Raw genomic sequence first — 24436 nt, forward strand, 5'->3', positions numbered from 1 at the left:
CCTTGGAGGCGGGCATGACCATTGCCAATACCGTATATCGACAGGGGGAGGGGCTGCCCTTGGTGCTGGTCCATGCCTTCCCTGTGGACCATCGCATGTGGGATCGGTGTGCGGCCTTGCTGATCGACCAGGCGGATCGTGCGGGTATGGCCCCCTTCCCTGTCTATGCTCCGGATATGCCCGGGGCGGGCGATTGTCCCCTGCCTGAGCCGGCGTCCTGTGGTCCAGCTGACTCTGATGGCGCCCTGCCTGGTGCCCTGGATGCCATGGCTCAGGCCTTTGTAGACATGGTCGCCGCCACGGGGGCGCAGAAGGCCATCTGGGTCGGACTTTCCATGGGAGGCTATCTGGTCGAGGCCGTAGCCAGGCTTTACCCTCAGGTGGTGGCTGGGCTGGCCCTGTGCGATACCACCATGAAGGCTGACCGCCCGTCCTCCCGAGCCAACCGGCTGCAGATCGCCAGAACCTGCGAGGTGGAGGGGACGCTGGATCCGGTCATGCACTTCGCCAGGCCCCAGGAGGGCGATTCCACGGTCAAGCGCTCGCCCGCCTTCGTGCAGACCATGACCGAATGGATACAGTCCCAGGACCCCCGGGGCATCGCCTGGCGGGAACGGATGGCTGCAGGACGCCCGGATCAGAGCGGCCTGGCCGGCAGCATCAGAGTGCCCGTGGCCCTGGTCAGCGGCCGCTGCGATCCCTCCAGCCCTCCACACGCCATGGAGCCTCTGGCTCAGGCCATGCGCCAGGCTGGAACCGACGTGACTTTCACCGCCATCGACGACTGCGGCCACTTCAGCGCCGTCGAGCATCCCGATCAGGTGGCCGCTGCCCTGCTGGACCTGGTTCATCGCGTAGGGAGGCAAGCATGAGCGATCCTGAAACGGTCTTCTCCCCGCTGGCCCTTACCGGGCCCCTGCCCTTCCTGCCCCTGGCTCAGGGGGATGTGGACTATGACACGGCATCGCGGCAACAGCCCGGGCTGCTTGACCGTCTGCTGGAACAGGAAGGCACTGGGGTCATCCTGGTGCGGGGCGAGAAAGTGGCCGTGCCCAGGGGCAAGGGGGCCTTGGCCTCTCGCACCGGGGCCAGCATCCGTCTGGCTACCCTGCCTGCCGCATACTTGCGGGGTCCTCTGGCAGGCTCGACGGGCCAGTCTGAGCCTCCCTGCTACTACCTGGGGACGGCCAACAATCAGTCCTGGCTGGCCCTGGATCTGAATCTTGCCTGCGCCGGTCAGGCTGTCCAGGGTCCTCTTCGTGACTTGGCTCAGGCCGCGGACCAGCGCTTCGATTGGCTCGCCCTGCGCGAATATGCTCCTCATGGCCGTCCGCGGCAGGTGGGCCTGGCAACCTGCGCGGTCGCCCTGTCAGTGTGGCATGGACGCCAGGCCTTCTGCCCCCGCTGCGGCGCTCCGGTCCATCCTTGCCAGGCCGGATGGGCTCAGATCTGCCAGGGGAGTGCATCAGGAGACAGGCACACGCTCTTTCCCCGCATCGAGCCCGCAGTGATCATGGCCGTGGTGGACAGCCACGATCGGCTTCTGCTCCAGCACAATCGGCAGTGGGCTCCCGGTTTTCGTTCAGTCACTGCTGGATTCGTCGAGGCCGGGGAGAATCTGGAGCATGCAGTCCGGCGGGAGACCCTGGAGGAGGTGGGCCTGAACCTGGGGGAGATGCGGTACCTGGGCTCCCAGCCCTGGCCCTTCCCATCCTCCCTGATGGTGGCCTTCAGAGCCAGATCAATGAATACGGACATCCGGGTGGATGGTCAGGAGACCGATGCTGCCGACTGGTTCACGCGGGAGGAACTCGGCGCTGCCTTGGCCTCGGGCCGGTTGCGCATACCCCAGACGGCCAGCGTGGCCAGGTACATGATTGAGCAGTGGTATGGCAGCGAGCTCTGACCCATTTGGGAAGTCCCGTGCTTTCGGACCTGGTCCTGTCGTAAGATATTACAGGGAACTGTAAGCAGCGAAAGGTGTGCTATGGCCATGGAGGGGCAAGAAGAGCCTCGTATCTCGGACGTCGACCAGGCCGAAACTGTGACCATGCCGCCGACGGCCGGCGAGGGGCCCGACCCTGTGGACCTGTCCGCTGATAAGCAGGCGAATCGGGCACTGGGCGCAGGTCCCGCCCACGAGGCCCAGTCGAGCCGTCATCGGGGGCGTACCATCCTGGCCCTGCTGCTTCTGGCTGTGCTGATTCTGGTAGGGTGCTGGTTCGGCGCCCGTGCTTTCTTCCGCGATCGGGTGGCCCCCGGCGTCACCTTGGGCGGAAAGATGATGATGGGCCGGACCAGCGACCAGGTCCGTCAGATCGTCGATCAGCAGGTGCGCGACTCCCAGGTGGAGCTCAAAGGCGAAGGGGCCTCCGCGCGGGCCGGGCTAAAGGATTTGGGTGTGAGCGTGGATCAGGATGCCACGGTCACACGGGTCATGACTGCCAAGGGCTCTGCAGGCCTCTCCCGGCTCAACCCCTTCCATAGCGAAGCTGTACCCCTGGTGGCCGAGCGGGACCAACTGGCCATGAATAAGTATCTGACCGAGCACTTCATCGACCGCCAGGACCGTTCCGTCCCTTCTACCATCGTCTTTGACTCCGGCGCTCACGCTTTCAGGGCCCAGGAGGGGCGTGGCGGCAAGGGACCCGAGCTGGGCCGTGTGCAAAATGCTGTCTCCTCCCTGATAGACAAGCCCGGCAGGCGGCTGGCCGTTGGGCTGGTCTACAAGGACGTGGGCATGCCCATCAGTCTGGATACCGCCAATCAGGTGGCTGCTCAAGCCAATCAACGGCTGGCCAAGGATCTGGTCATCAAGGGGACCGATGACGATGTCATGACTGTTCCGGCCGCCACCGTGGCCACCTGGGTCAAGCCGGTGACAGACCTGGGCAAGGGGACCATGGAGCTGGGCTTCGATCGGCAGGCCATCCAGCAGTACCTGGACCAGGAGCTGGCCCGGCATCTGGATCGGGATATGGTCACCGCCGTCAACGTCAAGAACACCAAGGGTGAAGTGGTGGCTGAGACCACCAAGGGTGTGGACGGGGTTCGGGTTTCGGATGTACCCGCTACAGCTGATCTGGTCGTCAAAGCCCTGGTCCAGGGTGACACGAACCCGGTTCAGGCGCGTGCCGATGTCACCCCGCATAAGGAGCAGACACGTGTGGCCCGCTACGACGTGCCTGACGGTGACACCTGGATCCAGGTCAACCTGAGCGATCAGACCGCCACCGCCTACCATGGCACCACCGAGGTCAAGACCTTCCCCATCTGCTCGGGTAAGCCCTACGATGGGGACCAGTCAGATACCGGCACCTTCTTCATCAACGTGCGTTACACAGTCCAGACCATGCGCGGCCCCGGCTACGTCTCGCCCAATGTCAGATGGGTCTCCTACTACAACGGCAGCGAGGGCTTCCATACGGCCGACTGGAACTACGGGGGCATCGCCAAGGGCGACCCCACCCACTACGGATCCCACGGCTGCATCAATATGTACGAGCAGGATGCCAAGTGGATCTACGACAACGCCCCGGCCGGGACCATGGTCAAGGTGGAGGGGCAGGTTCCGCCGGGTCCGGCCCGGTAGATGCACCTGTCGCGGCAGACGGTCGAGTAGGCTGGAACCATGAGCGATGAACACAGTGATGGAACCTCCCGTTTGGACGTGCCCGACCACCTGCGGTATTCCCAGGATCACGTCTGGATCGACCCCAGTCAGTCTCCTGCGCCTATGGGCGTGACCGAATATGCGGCGGACCAGTTGGGAGACCTGGTATTTTTGGATCTGCCCGAGACCGGCACCCACGTCGATGCTGGCGACGAGGTCATCGAGCTTGAGTCCTCCAAGGCGGTGGAGCCGGTGGTTTGCCCAGTGGCGGGCACCATCGCCTACGTCAACAGGGCGGCCTCGGACGATCCTGAAGTCATCAATTCAGACCCTTATGGGGAGGGCTGGATAGCCAAGATCGACCTGGAAGATGACGAGCCCGATCTGATGAGCGCCGAGGAGTACGGTCAGCTGCTGAAGAGCCTGAACTGACGGTTCGGATATGACCAGGCGATCCGGCCGTGACGGAGGGCCCCTGCGGGTTCGATCGGTCAGCACCACCTTCGATTCAGCTACGCCCGGGGAGGACATCCAGAGCAGACCTGCTCCGGTGCGTCTGCTGAGGCATCTGGTAACGGGCGCCTTCGACCTCTGGGTGGGCCTGTCCATCAATATGACAGGCCGCATGGGTTGGTCGGCCGACGTCCAACCCTATGTGGGTTATGGCACTGAGTCATACTCCCGGCTGATCTGTCGCACTATTCTGACCGACGGCCGCAGACGCGAGGATCCGGCCATCCGAGGCATTCGCGGTCTGCTGACCGTACCCGCGCCCCGGACCAGGGTCAGGCTGGCCATCGACAGCACCGCCATCGGGAGGGTCCAGGTGGGCGATTCCTCGGTCTACGATGCCGTCGACCCCAGCCGCAGCCTGAGCGCGGATGCGGTCTTCTCCGACCGATCGGGCTACCTTGATCTGGTGGCCGAGCATCGGCTGACCCCAGGCGTGCACCGGGTCTCCTACCAGGTGCGGGGCCGCAGGCCTGTGGACGCGCCGCTGTACATCGTGCCAGGCCAAACGCCGGTTGGCGTCATATCCGACGTGGACGACACCATCATGATCAGCCAGGTGCCCAATCATTGGAAGGCTGCTTGGAACCTGCTCCTGTCAAATCCGCACCGCAGGTCCTCGGTGCCGGGCATGGCCGTGCTCTACAACCGCATCCGCGACCTGGATCCCCGGATGCCCTTTTTCTACCTGTCGGCTTCGCCCTGGAATGTGGAGGGGTCCATACGCGGCTTCATTCGCGACCACGGCTTTCCGTCCGGCCCCCTGCTGCTGCGGGATCTGGATCCCAGGCCCAAGACCTTCGTGCCCTCCATCGTGCAGCACAAGATGGAGTTCATCCACCAGCTCATGGCCGACTTCCCTCGGATGCGCTTCGTGCTCATGGGCGATGACGGGCAGAGCGACCCCGCCACCTTCGCCCAGGTGGTGCGTCAATATCCGGACCGGGTCCTGGCCATCGGCATCCGTCAGCTGAGCCCCTCGGAGACCGGGCTGGGATCCTTGTTCAAGCGCACTGCCACCCAGCCGATGCCGGTGACGCAGGTGCCGGTCTTCTACGGAACCACGGGCGCCAACCTGATGCGGACCCTGCTGCCCTATCTGCGTCGTCGCGCCCGAATATAATCGCCCCATGAGTTTTTCGGCAGTCAACTCCACTCCTCCTCGTGCACAACGCTGTCCCGCTGATCGGTGCTTCCATGGGGATCACTTCGAAGATCCCTACGAGTGGATGCGCAACCGGGAGGATCCTGCCACCCAGGCCTATGTGCGCGACCAGAACAGCTACTGCCAGGAACGGCTGGCTGGCCAGAAGGGCCTGCGGGCTACCTTGCTCAAGGAGTTCACCGACCGGGTGCAGCAGACCGACATGTCGGTGCCAACCCGGATGCACGGCTACTGGTACTTCTCACGGACGCTCAAGGGCCAGGAGTACGGGGTGCAGTGCCGTCTGCCGGTGCGCGGCCAGAATGACTGGGATCCTCCAACGGTTCAGGCTTCATCGGCGCCCGGGTCCATGCCGGGCGAGGAGGTCATCTTCGACGCCAACGCCGAGGCGGAGGGCTACGACTTTTTCTCCCTGGGTTGCCTGGATCTGAGCGCTGACGGTCGATGGATGCTCTACGGACTGGACACCAGGGGCAACGAACGCTACGACCTGCGCATCCGGGATCTTTCCCAAGGCCGAGACCTGCCTGATCGGATCGACCAGGTCTCCTCCGGGGCAGTGCTGACCCCCGACGGCCGATGGGTCTTCTACACCGGCCTGGACAAGGCCTGGCGTCCGGACACGGTCTGGCGGCATAAGGTGGGCACTTCGGCCGACCAGGATGTCCTGGTCTACCAGGAGGGCGACGAGCGTTTCTGGGTGGGGCTGGGCCTCAGCTACGACGAATCCGCCATGCTGATTGCCACCGGGTCCAAGACCACCAGCGAGGTGCTCATGCTGGACCTGAAGGATCCGCAGGGCGAGTTTGTGCCCTTGATCCCCCGCAAGGAGGGGGTCGAGTACGACATCAGCCTGGCCAGGTTCGAAGATGCCGGTCCGGCAGGGGAGGATCTGCCGGTAGCTGTGGTCTACCACAATGTAAACAACCCCAACTTCGAGGTGGATCTGATCGATTTGCGCAGCCACCGTCCGCCGTTTCGCCTGGGAGAAGGGGTGCGGCTGGCCCAGGGCAGCCCCTATGGCTGCGAGCGCTCCGGAGGCCTGGCCTCCCTGCCGCCCGAAAAGCCCTACCATTACCCGGGCAATCCTGCCATTCTTCAAGGCGCTCGCGGGCTGGGAATCGAGGGGCTGGGCATCCACCGCAGCTTTGTGGTTCTGACCTACCGGGCCGACAGCCTGCCTCATATGGCTGTCATCGCCAAGGACCAGGCACTTGAAGATCTGCGGGCTGGTCGGCCCTGGCGCTTCCATGAGGTCCTGCCCGGCCAGGCCAGGGACGGCATTGACCGTCTCTACAGCATCAGCCCCACGGACAACCCCTCCTACCAGGCCCCCGGGCTGCGCTACATTCGGGGCAGCTATGGGACCCCGGCCGAGCTGCGCGAGCTGGACCCGGTCCGGGGCGTGGACCGGTTGCTCAAGCGGGCCCGGGTGCTGGGCGACTTCCGGCCCGAGCGCTACGCCGAGCGTCGGGTTCTGGTACGTGTCAGGGATGGGGCTTTGGTGCCGGTGTCTCTGGTCTGGCGTCGGGGCATGCATCCGGAGCTGGATGCCTGCGGGAGGACCGGGCCCGACGATACGGTCATCCAGGCTCCCGGAAACCCTGAACGCCGCCCTTGGCCGGACCATGATCCGGGCAGGTCTGCACCCATGTTCATCACCGGGTATGGAGCCTACGAGATCAGCCAGGATCCGGGCTTCTCCACCGGTAGGCTGAGCCTGCTGGACCGAGGCGTGCTCTACGCCGTCCCCCATGTGCGCGGCGGCGGGGAGATGGGCCGCGCATGGTACGAGCAGGGCCGCCGGCTGCACAAGGTCAACACCTTCCTGGACTTCATCGACGTGACTGCCGCCCTGCAGGCCCAGGGTTGGGCGGATCCACGTCATACGGTGGCCAACGGCGGGTCGGCCGGCGGGCTGTTGATGGGGGCCGTGGCCAACATGGCCCCTCAGCTCTATGCCGGCATCGAGGCGGATGTGCCCTTCGTGGATGCGCTGACCAGCATCCTGGACCCGGACCTGCCGCTGACCGTGACCGAATGGGACGAGTGGGGAGACCCCCTGCATGATCAGCAGGTCTACCGGTATATGCGCTCCTACTCGCCCTACGAGAACGTGCCTGACGCTGATAGCAGGCGCCGGCTCTTCGGCAGCGACCACTTCCCTGCCATCCTGGTGACCACATCCATGAACGACACCCGGGTGCTCTACGTGGAGCCGCTCAAGTGGGTGGCCAGGCTGCAGGAGCCGCAGGTGGGGGCCGATGCGCTGATCAGGATCGAGGTCCAGGCAGGCCACGGAGGCATCAGCGGACGTTACCGGCAGTGGGAGGAGCTGGCCTTCGAGAACGCCTGGTGTCTGTCCATCATGGTCCCTCAAAGCTGCTGAACCTGGCCTGTCCGGGATTCGGTCGGGGTCGGGAAAGGGCCCTGGCAGGCTCGTTATGCTCGGGGTATGACAAATAGCAAGCAGAAAACATATCACATTGCGGTCATTGCCGGTGACGGCATCGGCAAGGAGATCGTTCCCCAGGCTCAGGCTGTGCTGGAGAAGGTGACCCGGGGCAAGGCTGATATCCGCTATGAGGACTTCGACCTGGGCGCTGAGCGCTACCTGCGTGATGGAGCCGTTCTGCCCGACGAGGATCTGGACCGGCTCAAGCAGCAGGATGCCATCCTCCTAGGCGCCATCGGCGACCCCCGGATCAAGGCCGGCATTCTGGAGCGGGGACTGCTGCTCAAAATGCGTTTCGAGCTGGACCAGTATGTCAACCTTCGTCCATCCAAGCTCTACAAGGGCGTGGTGTCGCCCCTGGCCAATCCGGGTGACATCGACTTCGTGGTCGTGCGGGAGGGCACCGAGGGGCTTTATGCCGGGGCCGGCGGCTCCATTCGCCGTGGCACCCCCCAGGAAGTGGCCACCGAGGTCTCCATCAACACGGCCTACGGGGCGGAACGGGTCATCCGCTACGCTTTCCAGCTGGCCATGAAGCGTCGCCGTCGCTTGACCTTGGTCCATAAGAAGAACGTGCTGACCAACGCGGGAGACATGTGGCAGCGGCTGGTCGACCAGGTGGGCCAGGAGTACCCCGACGTGGAGCGCGAGTACCTGCACATCGATGCCTCCACCATATTCCTGGTGACCGAGCCCAGCCGCTTCGACGTGATCGTGACCGACAACCTCTTCGGCGACATCCTCACGGACGAGGCGGGGGCTGTGGTGGGAGGCGTGGGCTACTCGGCCTCCGGCTGCATCAACGCCTCGGGCACCTACCCATCCATGTTCGAGCCCATCCACGGGTCCGCCCCTGACATCGCTGGCAAGGGGATCGCCAACCCCACGGCGGCCATCCTCTCGGCCGGGATGCTCCTGGATCATCTGGGCTTTGAGGACGAGGCGGCCAGCATCGAACGGGCCGTGGAAGACGACATCGAACGCTCCGGCTCCACCCAGCGGAACACGGAGCAGATCGGCAGAGATATCCTAAGCCGACTGTGATCGGGCCGGATGGCGGCTAGACTGGAGGGCATGACTATGGATGATGCCCCCCAGCCGGACGACCGGCAGTCCAGCGATATGCCGACAGGGAATCCCGGCTTCGGTCCCTCCCCGTTCCCGCAGGTTCCGCCCGAGCATCAGGAACCTGCCGGGGGAGACACCGATGCCAGAGCAGCCCAGCCGGGCCAGTCAGGTCCAGATGCAGCCGACGGGCAGAAGCAGGCTTCGGGCTATCCAGCTGGACATGATTTTGGCGGGGGGAATCAGAATCCGTATCAGACCGGTCAGTATTCCTCCGGTCAGTATTCCACGAATCAGTATCCCCATGGTGGGTATCCGACAGGGCAGAGGGCCAATGCCGGATACCCGTTTGCCCCTCAGGAGGGCGAACAATATCCTGGGGCGTATCAGGCAGGGCCCTATCGGCCCAATCAGTATCCGACGGCCGGGTATCCAGCCGGTCAGCAGTATCCGACCGGTCAGCAGTATCCTGCTGGGCAGTATTCCGGTGGCCAGTATCCTGGGGGCCAGAATCCTCCAAGGCCCTATCAGCCGGGACCGGGCTATCCCGGCCAGTACCCGTCTGGCCAGTACCCACCGAGCGGGTATCCGGGCAATCAATACCCAACAGGCCAGTATCCGGGCAACCAATATCCTGGTGGGCAGTATCCGCCGCAGGCTCCTATGCCTTGGCCCTACCCGGGCATGCCCCAGGGCGGGTATCCCGGGGCTATGCCCAGCGGCAGGAGTCCCTATCCAATATCACCCACTCCGCACAGCAAGCTGGCTGCCGGACTGCTCAGCATCTTTCTGGGCTGCTTCGGCGTGGGCAACTTCTACCTGGGCAGAACCGGCCGGGGTGTGGCTCAGCTCATGCTCACCCTGATCGGCTTCCTCTTCTTCTTCATCGGGCCGACCATCGCCATAATTTGGGGGCTGATCGAAGGCATCCTGATTCTGACATCCTCATCCGGCTCCTTCTGGCATCGTGACGCTCGCGGGTGGGAGTTGACGGATTGAATCCGGCCCTTCTGCGCGGCGTCGGCAAGCAGATGGGCGGTAAGCTTGCGGCCGTAACCCTGACCTTGGGCCAGGGGCCAGACTCCCGTCCAGTCATTGCTTCCTGCAGGATTGACGGCGACTTCTTTACGGAGCCGGCCCCGGCAGCCTCCCGTGAATACGAGGAGGATCGCAGTCCGGTATCCCGGCTGGAATCCGCAATTTGTGGCATCCCGCTGCCCTTGGATCCTGGTCTGGCTCTGAAGCGGCTGGGCAGGATCATGGCAGAAGGGGATGGCCAACGGGTTGTCGGCGTGTCCCCATGGACCCTGGTGACCGCACTGGAGCGCGCCCTGCCGGCTGGGCTGGTCATCCACAGGCACGAAGAGTCCGACCAGGCGTCTTTTCAACAGCCGCAGCCGGACGAGGTCGAATGCCGCCGCCGTTGGTCTGGCCTGAAGCTGAATCTGATCAGGGACCGTCCACGCCAGCCGGTCATGCAGATGGCCATGGATCAGGCTCTCAATGATGCCGTAGCCCAGGGCCAGCTGCCACCCACCCTGCGCATCTGGAACTGGGCGGCGCCGGCGGTGATCCTGGGACGCTTCCAGTCCCTGAGCCGGGAGGTCCACGCGGAGCGGGCGCGCAGTCTGGGCTTCACCCTGGTTCGCCGATGCACCGGCGGTGGCACCATGGTCATTCAGCCCGACCGGGCCATCACCTATTCGCTCTATCTGCCCCTGGACTTCGTCAAGGGGACCGATCTGATCGACTCCTACCGGATCTGCGACTACTGGCTGGTTCGCGGTCTGCGCATGCAGGGGATTCAGGCCGGATGGCAGGGCATGAATGACATCGCCTCCCCGCGGGGCAAGATGGGGGGCGCCGCCCAGCGCAGGCTGCCAGCAGGCTCCCGCGGACCGGGCGGACTGCTCCACCACACCACCCTTTCCTATTCAGTGGATGCCGATCTGATGGCCCAGGTGCTCAAGGTGGATCCGGCGAAATTCCACGACAAGGCCGTAACCTCGGTCAGAAGCCGGGTGGATCCCATCAACAGGCAGACCAGGCTGTCCCGCCGATCCCTGATCGATGCCCTTCTGGACACCCTGCCCTCCCTGGTGTCGGATCTACGCATATCGAGTCCTGCGCCCGAGGTCGAGCAGCGGGCCCGCACTCTGGCCCAGCAGCGCTACGGCCGTGGGGAGTGGACCGCCCAGATCGCCTGACCGGCAAGGGGGTTGATGTGTATGGGTATAATCGTGCTCAGTCGCGTCGAACCCGGCGCGAGGTCATCAACCATGCGTGAGTCGGTGCAGACCCGCCAGACATGGCGAAAAGGAGTGCGGAGTATGGCGGTTCACAAGCCCAACGAGATTCCCGATGACGGGAACGCCCTCAGGCAGACCGCCCTATTCAAACAGGTGCCCCGGCAGGACGCCGACCAGCTTTTGGACACCATGCACGAGTCCACCTATGCCAAGGGGTCCACGGTCTTCCGACAGGGGGACACCGACCATCGGATGTATCTGCTGGAGGAGGGCAGGGTCAAGCTGGTCCGCCAGTCGCCCGACCGTCGCATCCAGCTGCTCAGCATCCATGGGCGCGGGGAGATCCTGGGCGAGATTCCCGTCTTTGACCCCTCCGGCGGGCCGCGCACCGCCTCGGCTGTGGTCATGGTCAACAAGACCAAGGTGGCTGCCCTGGATCACGATGCCCTCTTCGATTGGCTCAACCAGCATCCCAAGGTGGCTGTGGACATGCTTCAGGTGCTGGCCCACCGCCTGCGGACCGACAACGAGCGCATCTCCGACCTGGTCTTCCTCGACGTGCCGGCCCGTCTGGCCAAGACCCTGCTGGATCTGGCCACACGCTTCGGCGAACCATTCGAGCAGGGGCTGATGGTCCCCTACGATCTGACCCAGGAGGAGCTGGCCCAGCTGGTCGGTGCCTCGCGGGAGACCGTCAACAAGGCCCTGATGGACTTCTCCAACCGGGGATGGATCTCTCGCAAGGGCCGCACCATCATCATTTTCCAGCCCGGACCTTTGATTCGACGCTCACGCATGTGAACGCCGCTGCCAGGTAGAGCCAACGGCCTAGGATGGAGACCATGCCCGAACAAAAGAAATCCATGTCGGTAAGGCGCTTCTTCACGCTGCTGCTGGCTTACCTCATCTTCTGCGTCGCAGGTGGCGTGGTCGTCTCTGGTTTTCTGTTCCCCGCAGTCTTCGGCATCAACGCCGTCTCCAGGAATCTGATGCCCGCCCTGAAGACGGAGAACATCGACTTCAACGTCAACGATCTGCCCCAGCAGTCCCGCCTCTACGCCTCCGACGGGCATACCGTCATCGCCACGTTCTACGCGCAAAACCGGATTGTGGTACCCATCAAGGATGTCTCCGACTACATGCAGAAGGCCGTGGTGGCCCGTGAGGACCGTCGTTTCTTCGAGCATGCAGGCGTGGATACCCAGGGCGTGCTCAGGGCCTTCATCCAGACCTACATCAAGCAGGGTGACACCCAGGGCGGTTCCTCCCTGACCCAGCAGTACGTCAAGAACGTGCTCATGAACCAGGCCGAGGAAAACAACGACCCCATCGCCGAGTACCACGCCCAGGAGGAGACCATAGCCCGCAAGATGCGGGAGATGCTGATAGCGGTGCAGATGGAGAAGAAGTACTCCAAGGCCGAGATTCTTCAAGGGTACTTGAACATCGCCCAGTTCGGCACCAACGTCTACGGGGTTGAGTCGGCAGCCAGGCGCTACTTCAGCAAGTCGGCCAAGGATCTGGATCCGGGCGAGTCGGCCACCATCGCCGCCGTGACCAAGAATCCCGCACGCTTCGACCCCACAGTCAATATCAAGGCCGCTCAGGAGCAGCGGAACATCGTCCTGGATCTGATGAGGCAGGAGAACTACATCAGCCAGCGCCAGTATGAGGAGAACAAGGCCAAGCCGCTGGATCAGATGCTGCATGTGCAGTCTGCGGACGCCGGCTGCCAGGCGGCCGGGGACGCGGCCTTCTTCTGTGACTACGTGACCAAGCAGATCCTCAACTCCAAGGAGTTCGGCAAGAGCCAAGAGGATCGCAACAAACTCCTCAAGGAGGGCGGCCTGGACATCTACACCACCATGGACGTCAACGCCAACGCCGCAGCCATGAAGGCGGCCCGGGACACCATCCCCGTGGATGATCCGTCCGGCTTCGAAGTCACCATGGCGGCCATTCGCCCGGGCACCGGCGAGGTCTTGGGCTTCGGCATCAACCGCATTTACGACGCCACCCAGAACTCCGGCGGCGGCACCCGCACGGCCATCAACTATGCAGTGGACCAGCAGGACGGCGGCGGCTGGGGCTTCCCCGTGGGCTCCACCTGGAAACCCATCAATCTGGTGGCCTGGATGAAGGCCGGCAAGTCCATCAACCAGCCCCTGCGCACCTCTACCAGCTATCCGCAGACTGCCTTCGCCTGCAAGACGGCTGACGGCACCTCCTATGGATTCGGCACTGGCAGCTGGCACGTTGAGAACTCGGGCGGCGGCACCACTTCGCCGGAGAGCCCCCTGCAGGGCCTGATCCGCTCGCACAACACCACCCAGGCCTCCATGGCCCAGCAGATTGGTCTGTGCAGCATAGCGGATACAGCCAAGGACATGGGCTACCACAATTCGCCCAAGGACCAGATGGACATACACTCAGACAACAGCTTCCAGCCGCCCATGACCATCGGATCGGTCCAGGCCTCCCCGCTGACCATGGCCAACGTCTACGCCACCATCGCGGCCAAGGGCGTGGCCTGCAGCCCTATAGCCATGACCAAGGTGATCGATAAGAACAAACGGTCCATCAAGGTGCCCAAGGCCAACTGCCATCAGGCCATCGACCCGGGCATCGCCGAGACCACCGCCTATGCCCTCAACCAGGGCGTGGTCCAGCCCGGAGGCGAGGCGGCCGTGACCCAGCTGGACGGGGGTCGCAAGACCTTCGCCAAGACGGGCACCCATGAGGACAAGTACATGCTGACCGGCGGATTCGTGCCCCAGGTGGCGTCCTTCGTCACTGTGGGCAATGCCGAGGGCCAGGTCTCCTTCAACGGCAAGTCCATCAACGGACGGTCCATGGGTACCTGGTACGGCATGTACATCGCCACCCCGGCATGGAAGGAGTTCATGAACACCTACCTGGCCGCTGCCAACATTCAACCGGACAACTCCTACGGCAATCCCGATGCACGCTTCACTGGCGGGGTCCAGCCTCAGCAGCCAGCTCCGATGCAGCAGCGTCAGATGACCCGTGGCGTAGAAGCGCAGGAGCCGGAGATCGGGGAGTTGACCTCGGAAGAGGCTCAAACAGTGCCCGCGGCCGACTAGTACCTGGCTGGATGACTGCTTGTCGGGTCCCGGCTGGGATCCGAGCGAGGCTGTGCCTACAATGGAGACCATCAGGGATTCGTCGACGGGCGGGACCACGAGGGGTACGGCCGTCCGCCGGGAGAGGCAGGAACAGATGGTCCAGGAATATTCAGAGCTGGATGACAAGGCCCCTCGGGCCGACGGCCGGGTTAACGAGGATCAGGCCATGCCGGGGCCGGTGAGCGGCTCTGGCAGGTTGGATGTGTCCAAACCGATCTGGTCCTTTGAGTCGGATGCCGCCGACGGAAAGAAGAAGACTGGCAAGGCTGCCAAGGGGATCAAATCGTCCAAAAAGGACAAGAAGGCCAAGAAGGCGAAAAGAGTCAAAAAGGCCAGGAAACCAAAATCGGGAAGAAGACGGGAGAAGGCCCTGCCTGCGCTCTTCCAGCCCATGGAACTGCGCGACCAGCACATCCGCAATAGGATCTGGATGCCGCCCATGGACACTTATTCGTCCCTGCGGCATGACGGGGTTCCTACCAACTTCCACTATCAGCACTATGTGTCCAGGGCCCTGGGCGGCTTCGGAGTCGTCATCGGGGAGGCCACGGCCGTAAACCCCCAGGGGCGGATCTCTCCCTGCGACGTGGGGCTGTGGGATGACGAGCAGACCAGGGCCTGGCAGGGCATCGTCCGGGATGTCAAAGCCGCTGGAGCCGTCCCCATCGTCCAGCTCAACCATTCGGGGCGCAAGGGCTCCTCCGGGTGCTCCTCCATGGGCTATATCAACGCCACCGTGCCCGTGGCCGAAGGAGGCTGGCAACCCGTGGGCCCCAGCCCCATCGCCTTCGGGAGGATGGCGGTTCCGGTCCAGCTCTCACGGGCGCAGATAGCCTCCATTGTGGCTGACTTCCGTTCCGCTGCCGTACGAGCCGTTCAAGCCGGCTTCCTGGGTGTGGAGCTGCACGCCGCCCACGGCTACCTGCTCTCCCAATTCCTGGATCCCCTGATCAACCGCCGCAGCGACGAGTACGGGGGTGACCTGTCCGGCAGAATGCGCCTGCTGATCCAGGTGACCGATGCCGTGCGCGAGGTCATTCCCTCGGGCATGCCCCTGCTGGTGCGCATGTCCGCCACCGACTGGGCCACTGGCGGCTGGGGTCTGGACGAGACCATCCGCACCGCCAAGGTGCTCAAGCTGCACGGGGTGGATCTGATTGACGTTTCCACCGGGGGTCTGGTGCCAGGCGTGAAGATCCCGGCCGCTCCCAACTACCAGGTGCCCTTCTCCTACCAGGTGCGCAGCCAGGTGCTGATTCCCACCACAGCCGTGGGGCTGATCACCAAGCCCAGGCAGGCTGACCGGATCGTACGCAAGGGTCTGGCCGATGCGGTCGAGATCGGTCGAGCCAGCCTGCGCGACCCCTACTGGCCGCTCAGGGCCGCCTACAAACTGGGGCTGTCCGCTCAGCAGGCCCCCTACCCTGAGCCTTACCGGCGCGGGGCCTACGGCATCGCACGCTGAGAGCGGCCATGGACGCTGTTCGTGGTGGAGCAGGGACCATTGTGGTCATGCCTACGTATCAAGAGGCTGACAATATCGGAGTGACCCTTCCACAGCTGCTGGCCTGCTGCCCGGAAGTCGATGTCCTGGTCGTCGACGACAACTCGCCGGACGGCACCGGTGCCAAGGCCGAGGATATGGCCGAGCGCGACCCTCGCGTGCACGTCATCCATCGGCATGACCGCCGCGGGTTGGGTCCTGCCTACGTGCAGGGTTTCCGCTGGGCTTTGGGGCATGGCTATGACCTGATCTGCGAGATGGACATGGATGGCTCCCATCGGCCCCAGGATCTGGCCAGGATGCTGGCGGTGGCCCGAGGCGAGGCGCATCCGGATCTGGTCATCGGCTCGCGCCGGGTGCGTGGAGGCCGCACCCAACATTGGCCCTGGTATCGGGACCTGATTTCGCGTATGGGATCCTGGTATGCCCGCACCGCCCTGGGATCCTCAGTGCGTGACATGACCGCCGGCCTGCGGGTCTATCGAGCGGATGTGCTCAGGCGGATCGACCTGCGAAGGGTCCACTCCAGCGGCTACGTCTTTCAGGTGGATATGCTGCGTCGGGTCCAGGCCATGGGTCTGAGCGTCGTCGAAGTGCCTATAGTCTTCGTGGAGCGGGTTCGCGGCAGCTCGAAGATGGATGCCGGGATCGTACTGGAGGCCATGGTCCAGGTGACCCTGTGGGGACTTGAACGGTTGACCCATCGAAACTGACATTGCATCGCCATCGTGTTCGCTTTCTCAGGCGACCCCGCAGGCCCTTGTGGGCGACTTGAAGACAGAATGTGCCTTGGTTGACTGATTGTTGCTATAGTCTCGACAGGCCTCTGGCATATGGAAGAATGGTCGGGGTATCGAAGAAACATTGATTGTTCGCCCCTGTTTTTTGGATCGCGACCACAGTCCAATGGTCGGCTTGCCAATTTGGGCGAATGTGTGCGATAATGTTCGAATGATATCGTCACAACGCCAACACCTGATATTGAACCGGTTGCGTACTCGTGGCGCAGTCCGTATCACCGCCCTCTCCAAGGAGCTGGGCGTTTCCGCCATGACCATCCGTCGGGACATTGCCGACCTGGCGGACAAGGGCCTGCTCAAGAGGGTCCACGGAGGGGCCGTCACCACCAGCTCGCTGCTGGCTGAGCCGCTCTTCTCGGTCAAGTCGCAGATGGACATGGGCCTCAAGGACACCATTGCCCGTCACGCCATCGACTATGTCTCCCCGGGCGATGTCATCGCCATCGGCGGCGGGACCACGGCCTATGTCTTCGCCCAGCACCTCCTGGAGAGCCGTCAGTGCGCCGGCGTGACCCTGCTGACCAATTCCATCCCCGTGGCCGAGCTGGTTCAGGCCATGGAGAGCAAGGACGTCGAGGTCATCGTCACCGGCGGCGTCATCACCCGGTCCAACTCCCTGGTAGGCCCCATCGCGGACAAGGTCATCGCCTCCCTGCGGGTCAACACGGTCTTTCTGGGGACCCACTCGGTCTCCATCCCACGCGGCTTCCTGATGCCCAACTCCCTGGAGGCGGCCACCGACATGGCGCTCATGGACATCGCCGACCGGACCATCATCCTGACCGACCATACCAAGTGGAGCTGCACCTCCCTGTCCTTGTTCGCTTCCTTCGACCAGGTGGACACCGTCATCACCGACGACCAGCTGGACCAGGAGTCGGCCGAGGCCACCCGGTCCCTGGTCAAACGGCTGGTGCTGGTGCCGGTCAACCCCGAGGAAGGCCAGTCTCAGGACGGAGCCTCAGACGGGTCTGGGGACCAGGTTCAATGAGCGGCCGGTCACACTGGGGTGCGTGGGTTGCCATAGCTGGTTGCCATGGATTGTCAATCATCACGGACGATGAAGGAGCAGCATGAAGTCAGAGCAGTATGTCCCCCAACGGTATGTTCCCGGCGACTACGCCAGGGGGCATATCCGCATCACCCCCACCAGGCTGGCCGACGGGCGACGGTTCTTCTACCTGGACGACGATCCCGAGTACGTCTCCGGCCGCAGGACCAGGCGTCTGGACGATCCCCGTCCACTGACCGACCGGTTCGCCCCCCATCAGGATCAGGAGGGCAGGACGGTGCCCTTCCAGCCGCCGCAGATGCGCCGGGATCCTTTGACCGGTGACTGGATCCCCATGGCCACGGCCCGGATGAACCGGCCCATCACCGCCGGTCCACAGGCCACCGCCAAGGGCAACCCCCTGGCCGCCAGAAAGCCGGGAGACCCCTACCAGGATGGGGAGATCCCCGATGTGGACTACAACGTGGCGGTCTTCGAGAACCGCTTCCCTTCCATGATGCAGGTGCCCAATACCCAGGCGGCCAACCAGCCCTCCCTGGTGGACGGCAACCCCCTCTGGCCGGTGCGCGAGGCCAACGGGCGCTGCGAGGTGGTCTGCTTCGACCCTGACGAACATGCGCTCCCCGCCGATCTGCCGGTCTCCCGTCTGCGGACAGTGGTGGAGGCCTGGGCCTTCCGGACTGCTGAGATCTCGGCCATGGAGGGCATCGAACAGATCTTCCCCTTTGAGAACCACGGCCAGGAGATCGGCGTCTCCCTGGCTCACCCCCACGGACAGATCTACTGCTACCCCTTCATCGCCCCCCGGCTGGAGCAGGAGTTGAGGCAGTGCGCCGACTACCGGGAGCGCACCGGCGGCAACCTCCTGGGGGACATCCTCAAGGCCGAGCTGGACTCTGGCCGGCGGGTGGTCTTCCGCAACGCCACTTGGGTGGCCTATGTGCCCGCCGCCGCCCGCTGGCCCCTGGAGGTCCACGTGGCACCCGTCCGCGACGGGATTCTGAGCCTGGACCAGCTGGACGACCAGGAGCGCTGGGACCTGGCCGTCATGTATTCGACCCTGCTCAAGCGGGGCAATGCCTTCTTCGACAAGGGCGACGGCAGGGGGATGGATCTGCCCTACATCGCTGCCTGGCACCAGGCCCCGCTGCACGATCCGCGGCGGGAGGACTACAGACTCAACCTGCAGTTCTTCTCCTTCCGTCGGGCCGTGGACAAAATCAAGTATCTTGCCGGGTCCGAGTCAGGCATGGCTGCCTGGGTGTCGGACACCACCCCGGAGCGGATCGCCGACCGCTTCCGCCAATTGGGGCCCATGGACCTGGAGAATGGAGAGAATCAATGACGACGACAGTGGAATTCATGCAGGCCTGGACCCAGGGCGCCGACGGCCAAGGGGCCACCAGGGCCCGAGAGCTCTTCCAAAAGGTCTATGGCGGGGATCCCCAGGGCGTCTGGAGCGCGCCTGGCCGGGTCAACCTGATCGGCGAGCACACGGATTACAACGCTGGACTCTGCCTACCCATCGCCCTGCCTCACCGTACCTATGTGGCCGCCAGCCCCAGGACGGACAGCCGGGTTCGCCTGGTCTCCACCATGGATCCCGAGCATCCGGTCCAGGCTGACCTGGATGGGCTTCAGGCTCGAGGGGTGAGCGGATGGGCGGCTTATCCGGTCGGCGTGGCCTGGGCCCTGCAGCGGGATGGCTTCCCTCAGGTCCAAGGCTTCGACCTGGCGCTGGCCTCCTGTGTGCCCGTGGGGTCAGGGTTGAGCTCCTCGGCGGCCATGACCTGTGCCGTGGCCCTGGCCCTGGATGACCTGTTCGCCTTGGGGTTGGGCGGCGACGAGGCTGGCCGGGTCAGGCTGATCCAGGCCGCCATCACCGCTGAGAACGATATGGCTGGCGCTTCCACAGGCGGCATGGATCAGAGCGCCTCCATGCGCTGTCGATCCGGCTGCGCCCTGCGGCTGGACTGCCGGCCAGAACTGGATGCCATGAGCAACGTGCGCCAGGTTCCTTTTGATTTGCGGGCTGCGGGCCTGGAGCTGCTGGTGGTCGACACCAGGGCCCAGCACCAGCTCAACGACGGCCAATACGATCAGCGACGGGCTACCTGTGAGCAGGCTGCGCAACTGCTGGGAGTGGCCAACCTGCGCCAGGCGGCGGACCAGGTCAATGGTGCCGCTGATCCTCCATCCGCCCTGGCTGCCCTCCTGGAGCGGCTGCCGGATGAGACCATGCGCCGGCGGGTCCGTCACGTGGTCAGCGAGATAGGACGGGTGGACCGTTTTATCGAGGCCTTTGGCAGGGGCGATTACGTCCTGGCCGGCCGCCTGTTCAACGCCTCCCATGATTCCCTGAGGGACGACTACGAGGTCACCTGCCCGGAGCTGGATGAGGCCGTTGACGCAGCACGCCAGGGCGGGGCCTACGGGGCCCGGATGACCGGCGGCGGGTTCGGGGGATCGATCATCGCTCTGGCTGACGCCGGCAAGGGCTCCGATCTTGCCCGCGACGTCGCCGAACGATTCGCCTCCAAGGGATTCAAGTCTCCCAGAGCCCTGATCGCCCTGCCATCATCGGCGGCCGCGCGCGAAGCCTGAATCGGACTGCAGACCTTTGCGACCCCGCTTCTCCCGGCGCTCCTCTAAGCTGGGGGAGCGGGGTCCCGGTTTTCAGAGGGGCCGGTCAAGGGCGAGGTGGATGAGGAGGACGGCCATGGACAAGGCGATCATCACAGTGGTGGGCAAGGATGCCATCGGCATCATCGGCAGGGTCTGCACAGACCTCTCCCAGCAGGGTGTCAATGTGCTGGACATTTCGCAGACCATATTGGACGGCTTCTTCACCATGATGATGATCGTGGACTGCACCTCCTGCCGGGATGATTTCGACGCGCTCAGCCAGCGGATGGAATCCCTGGGAGAAGAGATCGGGGTCTCCATCCGCTGCCAGCGCGAGGAGATCTTCACCAGGATGCATCGGGTCTGAGGAGGCGGCCATGATCACACGCGACGAGGTCCTCGAGACCAACGACATGATCGACCGGGAGCGCCTGGACGTGCGCACCATCACCATGGGCATCAGCCTGCTGGATTGTGTGAGCGGTGATGTGGACATGCTCTGCCGGAACATTCATCGCCGGATCGTCTCCCTGGCAGGCGACCTGGTGTCCACAGGCGATGCCATCGCCCGTGAGTACGGCATTCCCATCGTCAACAAGCGCATCACCGTCACCCCCATCTCCCTAGTGGCCGCCGGAGCCTGCCACAGCGTGGAGGACTATGTGGCCGTGGCCAAGGCCCTGGACCGCTCGGCCCAGGAGGTCGGGGTCAACCTGATCGGCGGCTACTCGGCCCTGGTAGGCAAGGGCATGACCCCGGCCGAGCGGCTGCTGATCAAGTCCCTGCCCAGGGCGCTGAGCCAGACTGAACGCGTCTGCGCCAGCGTCAACGTGGGCTCCACCAGAACGGGCATCGATATGGATGCCGTCGCCCTCATGGGACGGGTCGTCAAGGCCACTGCCGAAAGCACCGCCGACTCGGACAGCTCTGGCTGCACCAAGCTGGTGGTCTTCTGCAATGCTCCGGACGACAACCCCTTCATGGCCGGTGGCTTCCATGGGGTCAGCCAGGGGTCGGCCGTCATCAACGTGGGGGTCTCCGGACCCGGCGTGGTCAAGACCGCCTTGGAATCGGCCAAGGGAGCGGACTTCGGGCAGCTCTGCGAGACCATCAAGCGGACGGCCTTCAAGATCACCCGGGTGGGTCAGCTGGTGGCCCAGGAGGCCAGCCGTCGCCTGGAGGTGCCCTTCGGGATCATCGACCTGTCCCTGGCGCCCACCCCGGCTGTCGGAGACTCAGTGGGGGAGGTCCTGCAGACCATGGGCCTGGAGCAGGTGGGCGCCCCCGGGACCACTGCGGCCCTGGCCATCCTCAACGATCAGGTCAAGAAGGGCGGCATCATGGCTTCCAGCTCGGTGGGCGGGCTGTCCGGGGCCTTCATCCCCGTGTCCGAGGACGCCGCCATGATCCAGGCTGCGCAAGAGGGGAGCCTGACCCTGGAGAAGCTTGAGGCCATGACCTGCGTCTGTTCGGTGGGGCTGGACATGATCCCCATCCCAGGGGACACTTCTGCGGAGTCCATCTCCGGTCTGATCGCCGACGAGGCGGCTATCGGCATGATCAATCAGAAGACCACCGCAGTCAGGGTCATTCCTGTCATCGGCAAGCAGGTGGGCGAGTGGGCCGAGTTCGGCGGGCTCATGGGCGGCGGGCCGGTCGTGCCCGTCAATACCCGTTCCTGCGCCGACTTCGTCAATCGGGGCGGACACATTCCGGCGCCCATTCACAGCTTCAAGAACTGAGTGCGCTCGCGGAGTTCAGCGGCCGCCTTGGAATCCCAGCTGCCGCCAGGCCTCGTAGATGGCGATGGAGGCGCAGTTGGTCAGGTTCAGGCTGCGCAGGCTGGGCCGCATGGGCAGCCTGACCTGCTCGGCTACATGAGGGCCGGCCATGATGTCCATGGGGTCGGGGATGTCGCCCGGTTCGGGGCCGAACAGGAGGATGTCGTCCGGCCGGTAGCTGACCTCGGTGTAGAGCTTGTCGGCGTGGGCGGTGAAAGCGATGATCCGGCTGTCGGGCATGGAGCGGACCAGGTCGTCGAAGTCCGGGTGCAGGACCACGTGGGCCATGTCATGGTAGTCCAGGCCGGCCCGGCGCAGCTTGGTGTCCTTGAGGTTGAAGCCCAAGGGCTCTATCAGATGCAGGATGGTCCCGGTCACGGCGCACAGGCGGATGGCCGAGCCGGTGTTGCCGGGGATCCGCGGCGAGTAGTAGCACAGGTGGGGCGTGGAGGTCTTCACCCGGCTGGCCTGATCGGCCTTCATCATGGCGTCCACTACCGATATGGGGTTGCCGTGGGCATCGGTGACCAGCTCGTCGGGACCATAATTCGATTTCCGGTATCCATACTCGTACATGCTTTCGACGGCTTTCGACGGGTCGCCGGACCGCTCCTGCTCCTGCCTGTTCATGAGGCCAACCTACCGTCGCCAAACGACAGGCCAGGCAGTGACGGTCGGCACCGTCGGGCAGAATACGGCGGTTGAATGAGGCAGGATCGAGTGGCGAAGGGCGGTGTGACCATGGAGAACACGGAAACGGCCTTGGCGGAGACTGAGCCCATCCGCCTGCGGCTGTTCGACTGGTGGAGCCGTTATGCCCGCGACCTGCCCTGGCGCTTTGGACGAACCACGCCCTGGGGGGTCTTGGTTTCAGAGGTCATGAGCCAACAGACCCAGATGAGCCGGGTGGTGCCCTACTGGACGGCCTGGATGAGAGTCTGGCCGGATGCGGCCTCACTGGCCGCCGCCCCCAAGGCCGAGGTCATTACGGCCTGGGGCCGTCTGGGCTACCCGCGCCGAGCCCTGCGCCTGCAGGAATGCGCGCGGCAGGTGGCCGGCCAGTATGCAGACCGGCTGCCCCGGGATTACGACCAGCTGGTGGCCCTGCCCGGCATCGGCGACTATACGGCCAGCGCTGTCATGAGCTTTGCCTACGGCGAGAGGATCGCCGTCATCGATACCAATATCCGCAGGGTGCTCTCCAGGGTTTTTCTGGGGCGTGAATCCACCGGGGGGGCTGCCAGCCGAGAAGAGCGCCAGCTGGCCTGGCAGGTTCTGCCTGAGGACGAAGATCCAGGGACTTCTGATCATCGCGTGAACGGTGACGACCGCTTGGAAACGGCTGACCCGCAGGTCCGGTCGGCAGCCTGGCGGGAGCCGCCCTCGGCCCGATGGAACCAGGCCGTCATGGAGCTGGGCGCCACGGTTTGCGTGGCCCGCAAGCCGGCCTGCGACATCTGCCCTCTAGCTGGTCACTGCCGTTTCCTCAAGGCGGGGCTGCCCGGTCTGGGTGCAGGCAGGACCAGGCCCCGGCAGCGCTTCGCAGGCACCGACCGGCAGATTCGCGGATCCATCCTCCAGGCACTGCGGCAGGCTTCGGGCGCGCCCGTCTCCAGGAAGGACCTGAAACCCCTGTGCGACGACGAAATCCGACTTGATCGGTGCATCGCCTCCCTGGACGAGGACGGCCTTCTGGAGATCGGCCCAGATGGCCTCCTGAGTCTGCCGCAGTGAAGGCAGCCCTGACGATTAGACTGGAGAAGTATGGCCAAGCGACGCATGAGCGAGAAGAAGCGGCGGATGTACCGTCGCCGGAGGATTGCGGCCGCCCTGCTGGCGGTGCTCTTCCTGCTGGTCTGCGCCGGTCTGGTCTGGGGCGTGGGGGCCGGCATCCGAGCACTGCGTGGAGGCAATGGGGCCCAGGGAACCTCGACCAGTGTCCAGCAGAGCTCAAAGACCAAATCCAAGGACAAAGACAAGCAGAAGAAGGATCAGAAGAAGGACTCCGGCAAAAAGCGTTCCTCAGGAGCTCCTGACTGCGGCAAGGAGGACTTGGCCTTGGAACTGGCCGCGCCCGATCCCAGTACCGGGGTCGGCGGATCCATCGACTTTACGGCGACCATTCGTCACAAGGGAACGGGCTCCTGTCTGGTGGACGGCTCCGACGGCGGACGGGTGCTGATCATCACCAGCGGCCAGGAGACCATCTGGCGTTCCGATGCCTGTCCGGTTGGGGCTCGCACCCTGCTCATGGCCACCGGCGACAAGGACGTGCAGACCATCACCTGGAATGCTGACAGCAGCCAGGACAGCTGCCTGCCCGACGACCAGTTGCCTCGAGTCAATGCCGGCTCCTACCAGGCCAAGCTGGTCCTCAAGGCCAATCCCCGGGTGGCTTCCCAGCCTGTGCCGGTCATGGTCCAATAGCAGCTTTCCAAAGACGACACGCCGATTGCATCCATGATTCTTGTCTGCTATAGTTTTGTCTTTGCATGAGGTGTGTCATATAGC

The 24436-nt window shown here is 64.4% G+C and carries 21 protein-coding genes; 20 read left to right on the forward strand and 1 reads right to left on the reverse strand.

The features are described 5' to 3' along the window. Positions 1-14 precede the first annotated feature (14 nt). The 18 genes from RAM15_RS01625 (at position 15) to RAM15_RS01710 (ending at position 21886) form a co-directional block, all read left to right on the forward strand. Complete coding sequence (locus RAM15_RS01625) at positions 15-872, forward strand: alpha/beta fold hydrolase (protein ID WP_306221778.1); 858 nt, start codon at positions 15-17, stop codon at positions 870-872. Continuing rightward, positions 869-1906: an NAD(+) diphosphatase gene (nudC, locus tag RAM15_RS01630; protein ID WP_306221779.1), complete on the forward strand. Its 1038-nt coding sequence runs from the start codon at positions 869-871 to the stop codon at positions 1904-1906. Before RAM15_RS01625 ends, nudC begins: the two co-directional genes overlap by 4 nt. An 87-nt stretch (positions 1907-1993) precedes the next feature. After that, positions 1994-3592 (forward strand): L,D-transpeptidase family protein, encoded by a 1599-nt coding sequence (locus tag RAM15_RS01635; RefSeq protein ID WP_306221780.1) that lies wholly within the window; start codon positions 1994-1996, stop codon positions 3590-3592. Positions 3593-3631: 39 nt separating this feature from the next. Further along, entirely contained in the window at positions 3632-4045 is a 414-nt protein-coding gene (gcvH, locus tag RAM15_RS01640; RefSeq protein WP_024627451.1) for a glycine cleavage system protein GcvH, read from the forward strand. Between the two features lie 10 nt (positions 4046-4055). Beyond that, complete coding sequence (locus tag RAM15_RS01645; RefSeq protein ID WP_306221781.1) at positions 4056-5246, forward strand: App1 family protein; 1191 nt, start codon at positions 4056-4058, stop codon at positions 5244-5246. 7 nt (positions 5247-5253) lie between these two features. Next, on the forward strand, positions 5254-7677 hold the full coding sequence (locus RAM15_RS01650) for a S9 family peptidase (protein ID WP_306221782.1): 2424 nt from the start codon (positions 5254-5256) through the stop codon (positions 7675-7677). A gap of 66 nt (positions 7678-7743) precedes the next feature. Further along, a complete protein-coding gene (locus RAM15_RS01655; protein ID WP_306221783.1) occupies positions 7744-8787 on the forward strand; it encodes a 3-isopropylmalate dehydrogenase in 1044 nt (347 codons plus the stop codon). A gap of 30 nt (positions 8788-8817) precedes the next feature. After that, positions 8818-9807: a TM2 domain-containing protein gene (locus RAM15_RS01660; protein WP_306221784.1), complete on the forward strand. Its 990-nt coding sequence runs from the start codon at positions 8818-8820 to the stop codon at positions 9805-9807. Continuing rightward, the gene (locus tag RAM15_RS01665) at positions 9804-11015 is read left to right on the forward strand and encodes a lipoate--protein ligase family protein (protein WP_306221785.1); all 1212 of its coding nucleotides are present in this window, start codon (positions 9804-9806) and stop codon (positions 11013-11015) included. The genes RAM15_RS01660 and RAM15_RS01665 overlap by 4 nt, the downstream gene beginning before the upstream one ends. 123 nt (positions 11016-11138) lie before the next feature. Next, positions 11139-11858 (forward strand): Crp/Fnr family transcriptional regulator, encoded by a 720-nt coding sequence (locus RAM15_RS01670; protein WP_024627458.1) that lies wholly within the window; start codon positions 11139-11141, stop codon positions 11856-11858. Between the two features lie 41 nt (positions 11859-11899). Beyond that, positions 11900-14161: a transglycosylase domain-containing protein gene (locus RAM15_RS01675; protein WP_306221786.1), complete on the forward strand. Its 2262-nt coding sequence runs from the start codon at positions 11900-11902 to the stop codon at positions 14159-14161. A 136-nt stretch (positions 14162-14297) separates the two neighbouring features. Continuing rightward, positions 14298-15668: an NADH:flavin oxidoreductase/NADH oxidase gene (locus RAM15_RS01680; RefSeq protein WP_306222217.1), complete on the forward strand. Its 1371-nt coding sequence runs from the start codon at positions 14298-14300 to the stop codon at positions 15666-15668. 47 nt (positions 15669-15715) lie between these two features. Beyond that, positions 15716-16420, forward strand: coding sequence for a polyprenol monophosphomannose synthase (locus tag RAM15_RS01685; RefSeq protein WP_306221787.1), 705 nt, complete (start codon positions 15716-15718; stop codon positions 16418-16420). 220 nt (positions 16421-16640) lie between these two features. Further along, a complete protein-coding gene (locus RAM15_RS01690) occupies positions 16641-17498 on the forward strand; it encodes a DeoR/GlpR family DNA-binding transcription regulator (protein ID WP_306221788.1) in 858 nt (285 codons plus the stop codon). Positions 17499-17580: 82 nt separating this feature from the next. Continuing rightward, positions 17581-18864 carry a galactose-1-phosphate uridylyltransferase gene (gene galT, locus RAM15_RS01695; RefSeq protein ID WP_306221789.1) on the forward strand — a complete coding sequence of 428 codons (1284 nt, stop codon included), beginning with the start codon at positions 17581-17583 and terminating at the stop codon, positions 18862-18864. Further along, positions 18861-20123: a galactokinase gene (galK, locus tag RAM15_RS01700; protein WP_372338666.1), complete on the forward strand. Its 1263-nt coding sequence runs from the start codon at positions 18861-18863 to the stop codon at positions 20121-20123. Before galT ends, galK begins: the two co-directional genes overlap by 4 nt. A gap of 115 nt (positions 20124-20238) precedes the next feature. Beyond that, the gene (locus RAM15_RS01705; RefSeq protein ID WP_306221790.1) at positions 20239-20511 is read left to right on the forward strand and encodes an ACT domain-containing protein; all 273 of its coding nucleotides are present in this window, start codon (positions 20239-20241) and stop codon (positions 20509-20511) included. A gap of 10 nt (positions 20512-20521) precedes the next feature. Continuing rightward, entirely contained in the window at positions 20522-21886 is a 1365-nt protein-coding gene (locus tag RAM15_RS01710) for a PFL family protein (RefSeq protein ID WP_306221791.1), read from the forward strand. 15 nt (positions 21887-21901) lie between these two features. Here the strand turns inward: RAM15_RS01710 and RAM15_RS01715 are convergent, their stop codons facing one another. Next, positions 21902-22555 carry a tRNA (cytidine(34)-2'-O)-methyltransferase gene (locus tag RAM15_RS01715; protein ID WP_101432005.1) on the reverse strand — a complete coding sequence of 218 codons (654 nt, stop codon included), beginning with the start codon at positions 22553-22555 and terminating at the stop codon, positions 21902-21904. A 111-nt stretch (positions 22556-22666) separates the two neighbouring features. On the opposite strand from RAM15_RS01715, the gene RAM15_RS01720 reads away from it, so the two are divergent. Continuing rightward, complete coding sequence (locus tag RAM15_RS01720) at positions 22667-23659, forward strand: A/G-specific adenine glycosylase (protein ID WP_306222219.1); 993 nt, start codon at positions 22667-22669, stop codon at positions 23657-23659. A 30-nt stretch (positions 23660-23689) separates the two neighbouring features. Next, positions 23690-24352 (forward strand): hypothetical protein, encoded by a 663-nt coding sequence (locus tag RAM15_RS01725; RefSeq protein WP_306221792.1) that lies wholly within the window; start codon positions 23690-23692, stop codon positions 24350-24352. Positions 24353-24436: the final 84 nt, after the last annotated feature.

The sequence above is a fragment of the Bifidobacterium asteroides genome (genome assembly GCF_030758775.1).
GTDB lineage: Bacteria > Actinomycetota > Actinomycetes > Actinomycetales > Bifidobacteriaceae > Bombiscardovia > Bombiscardovia kimbladii.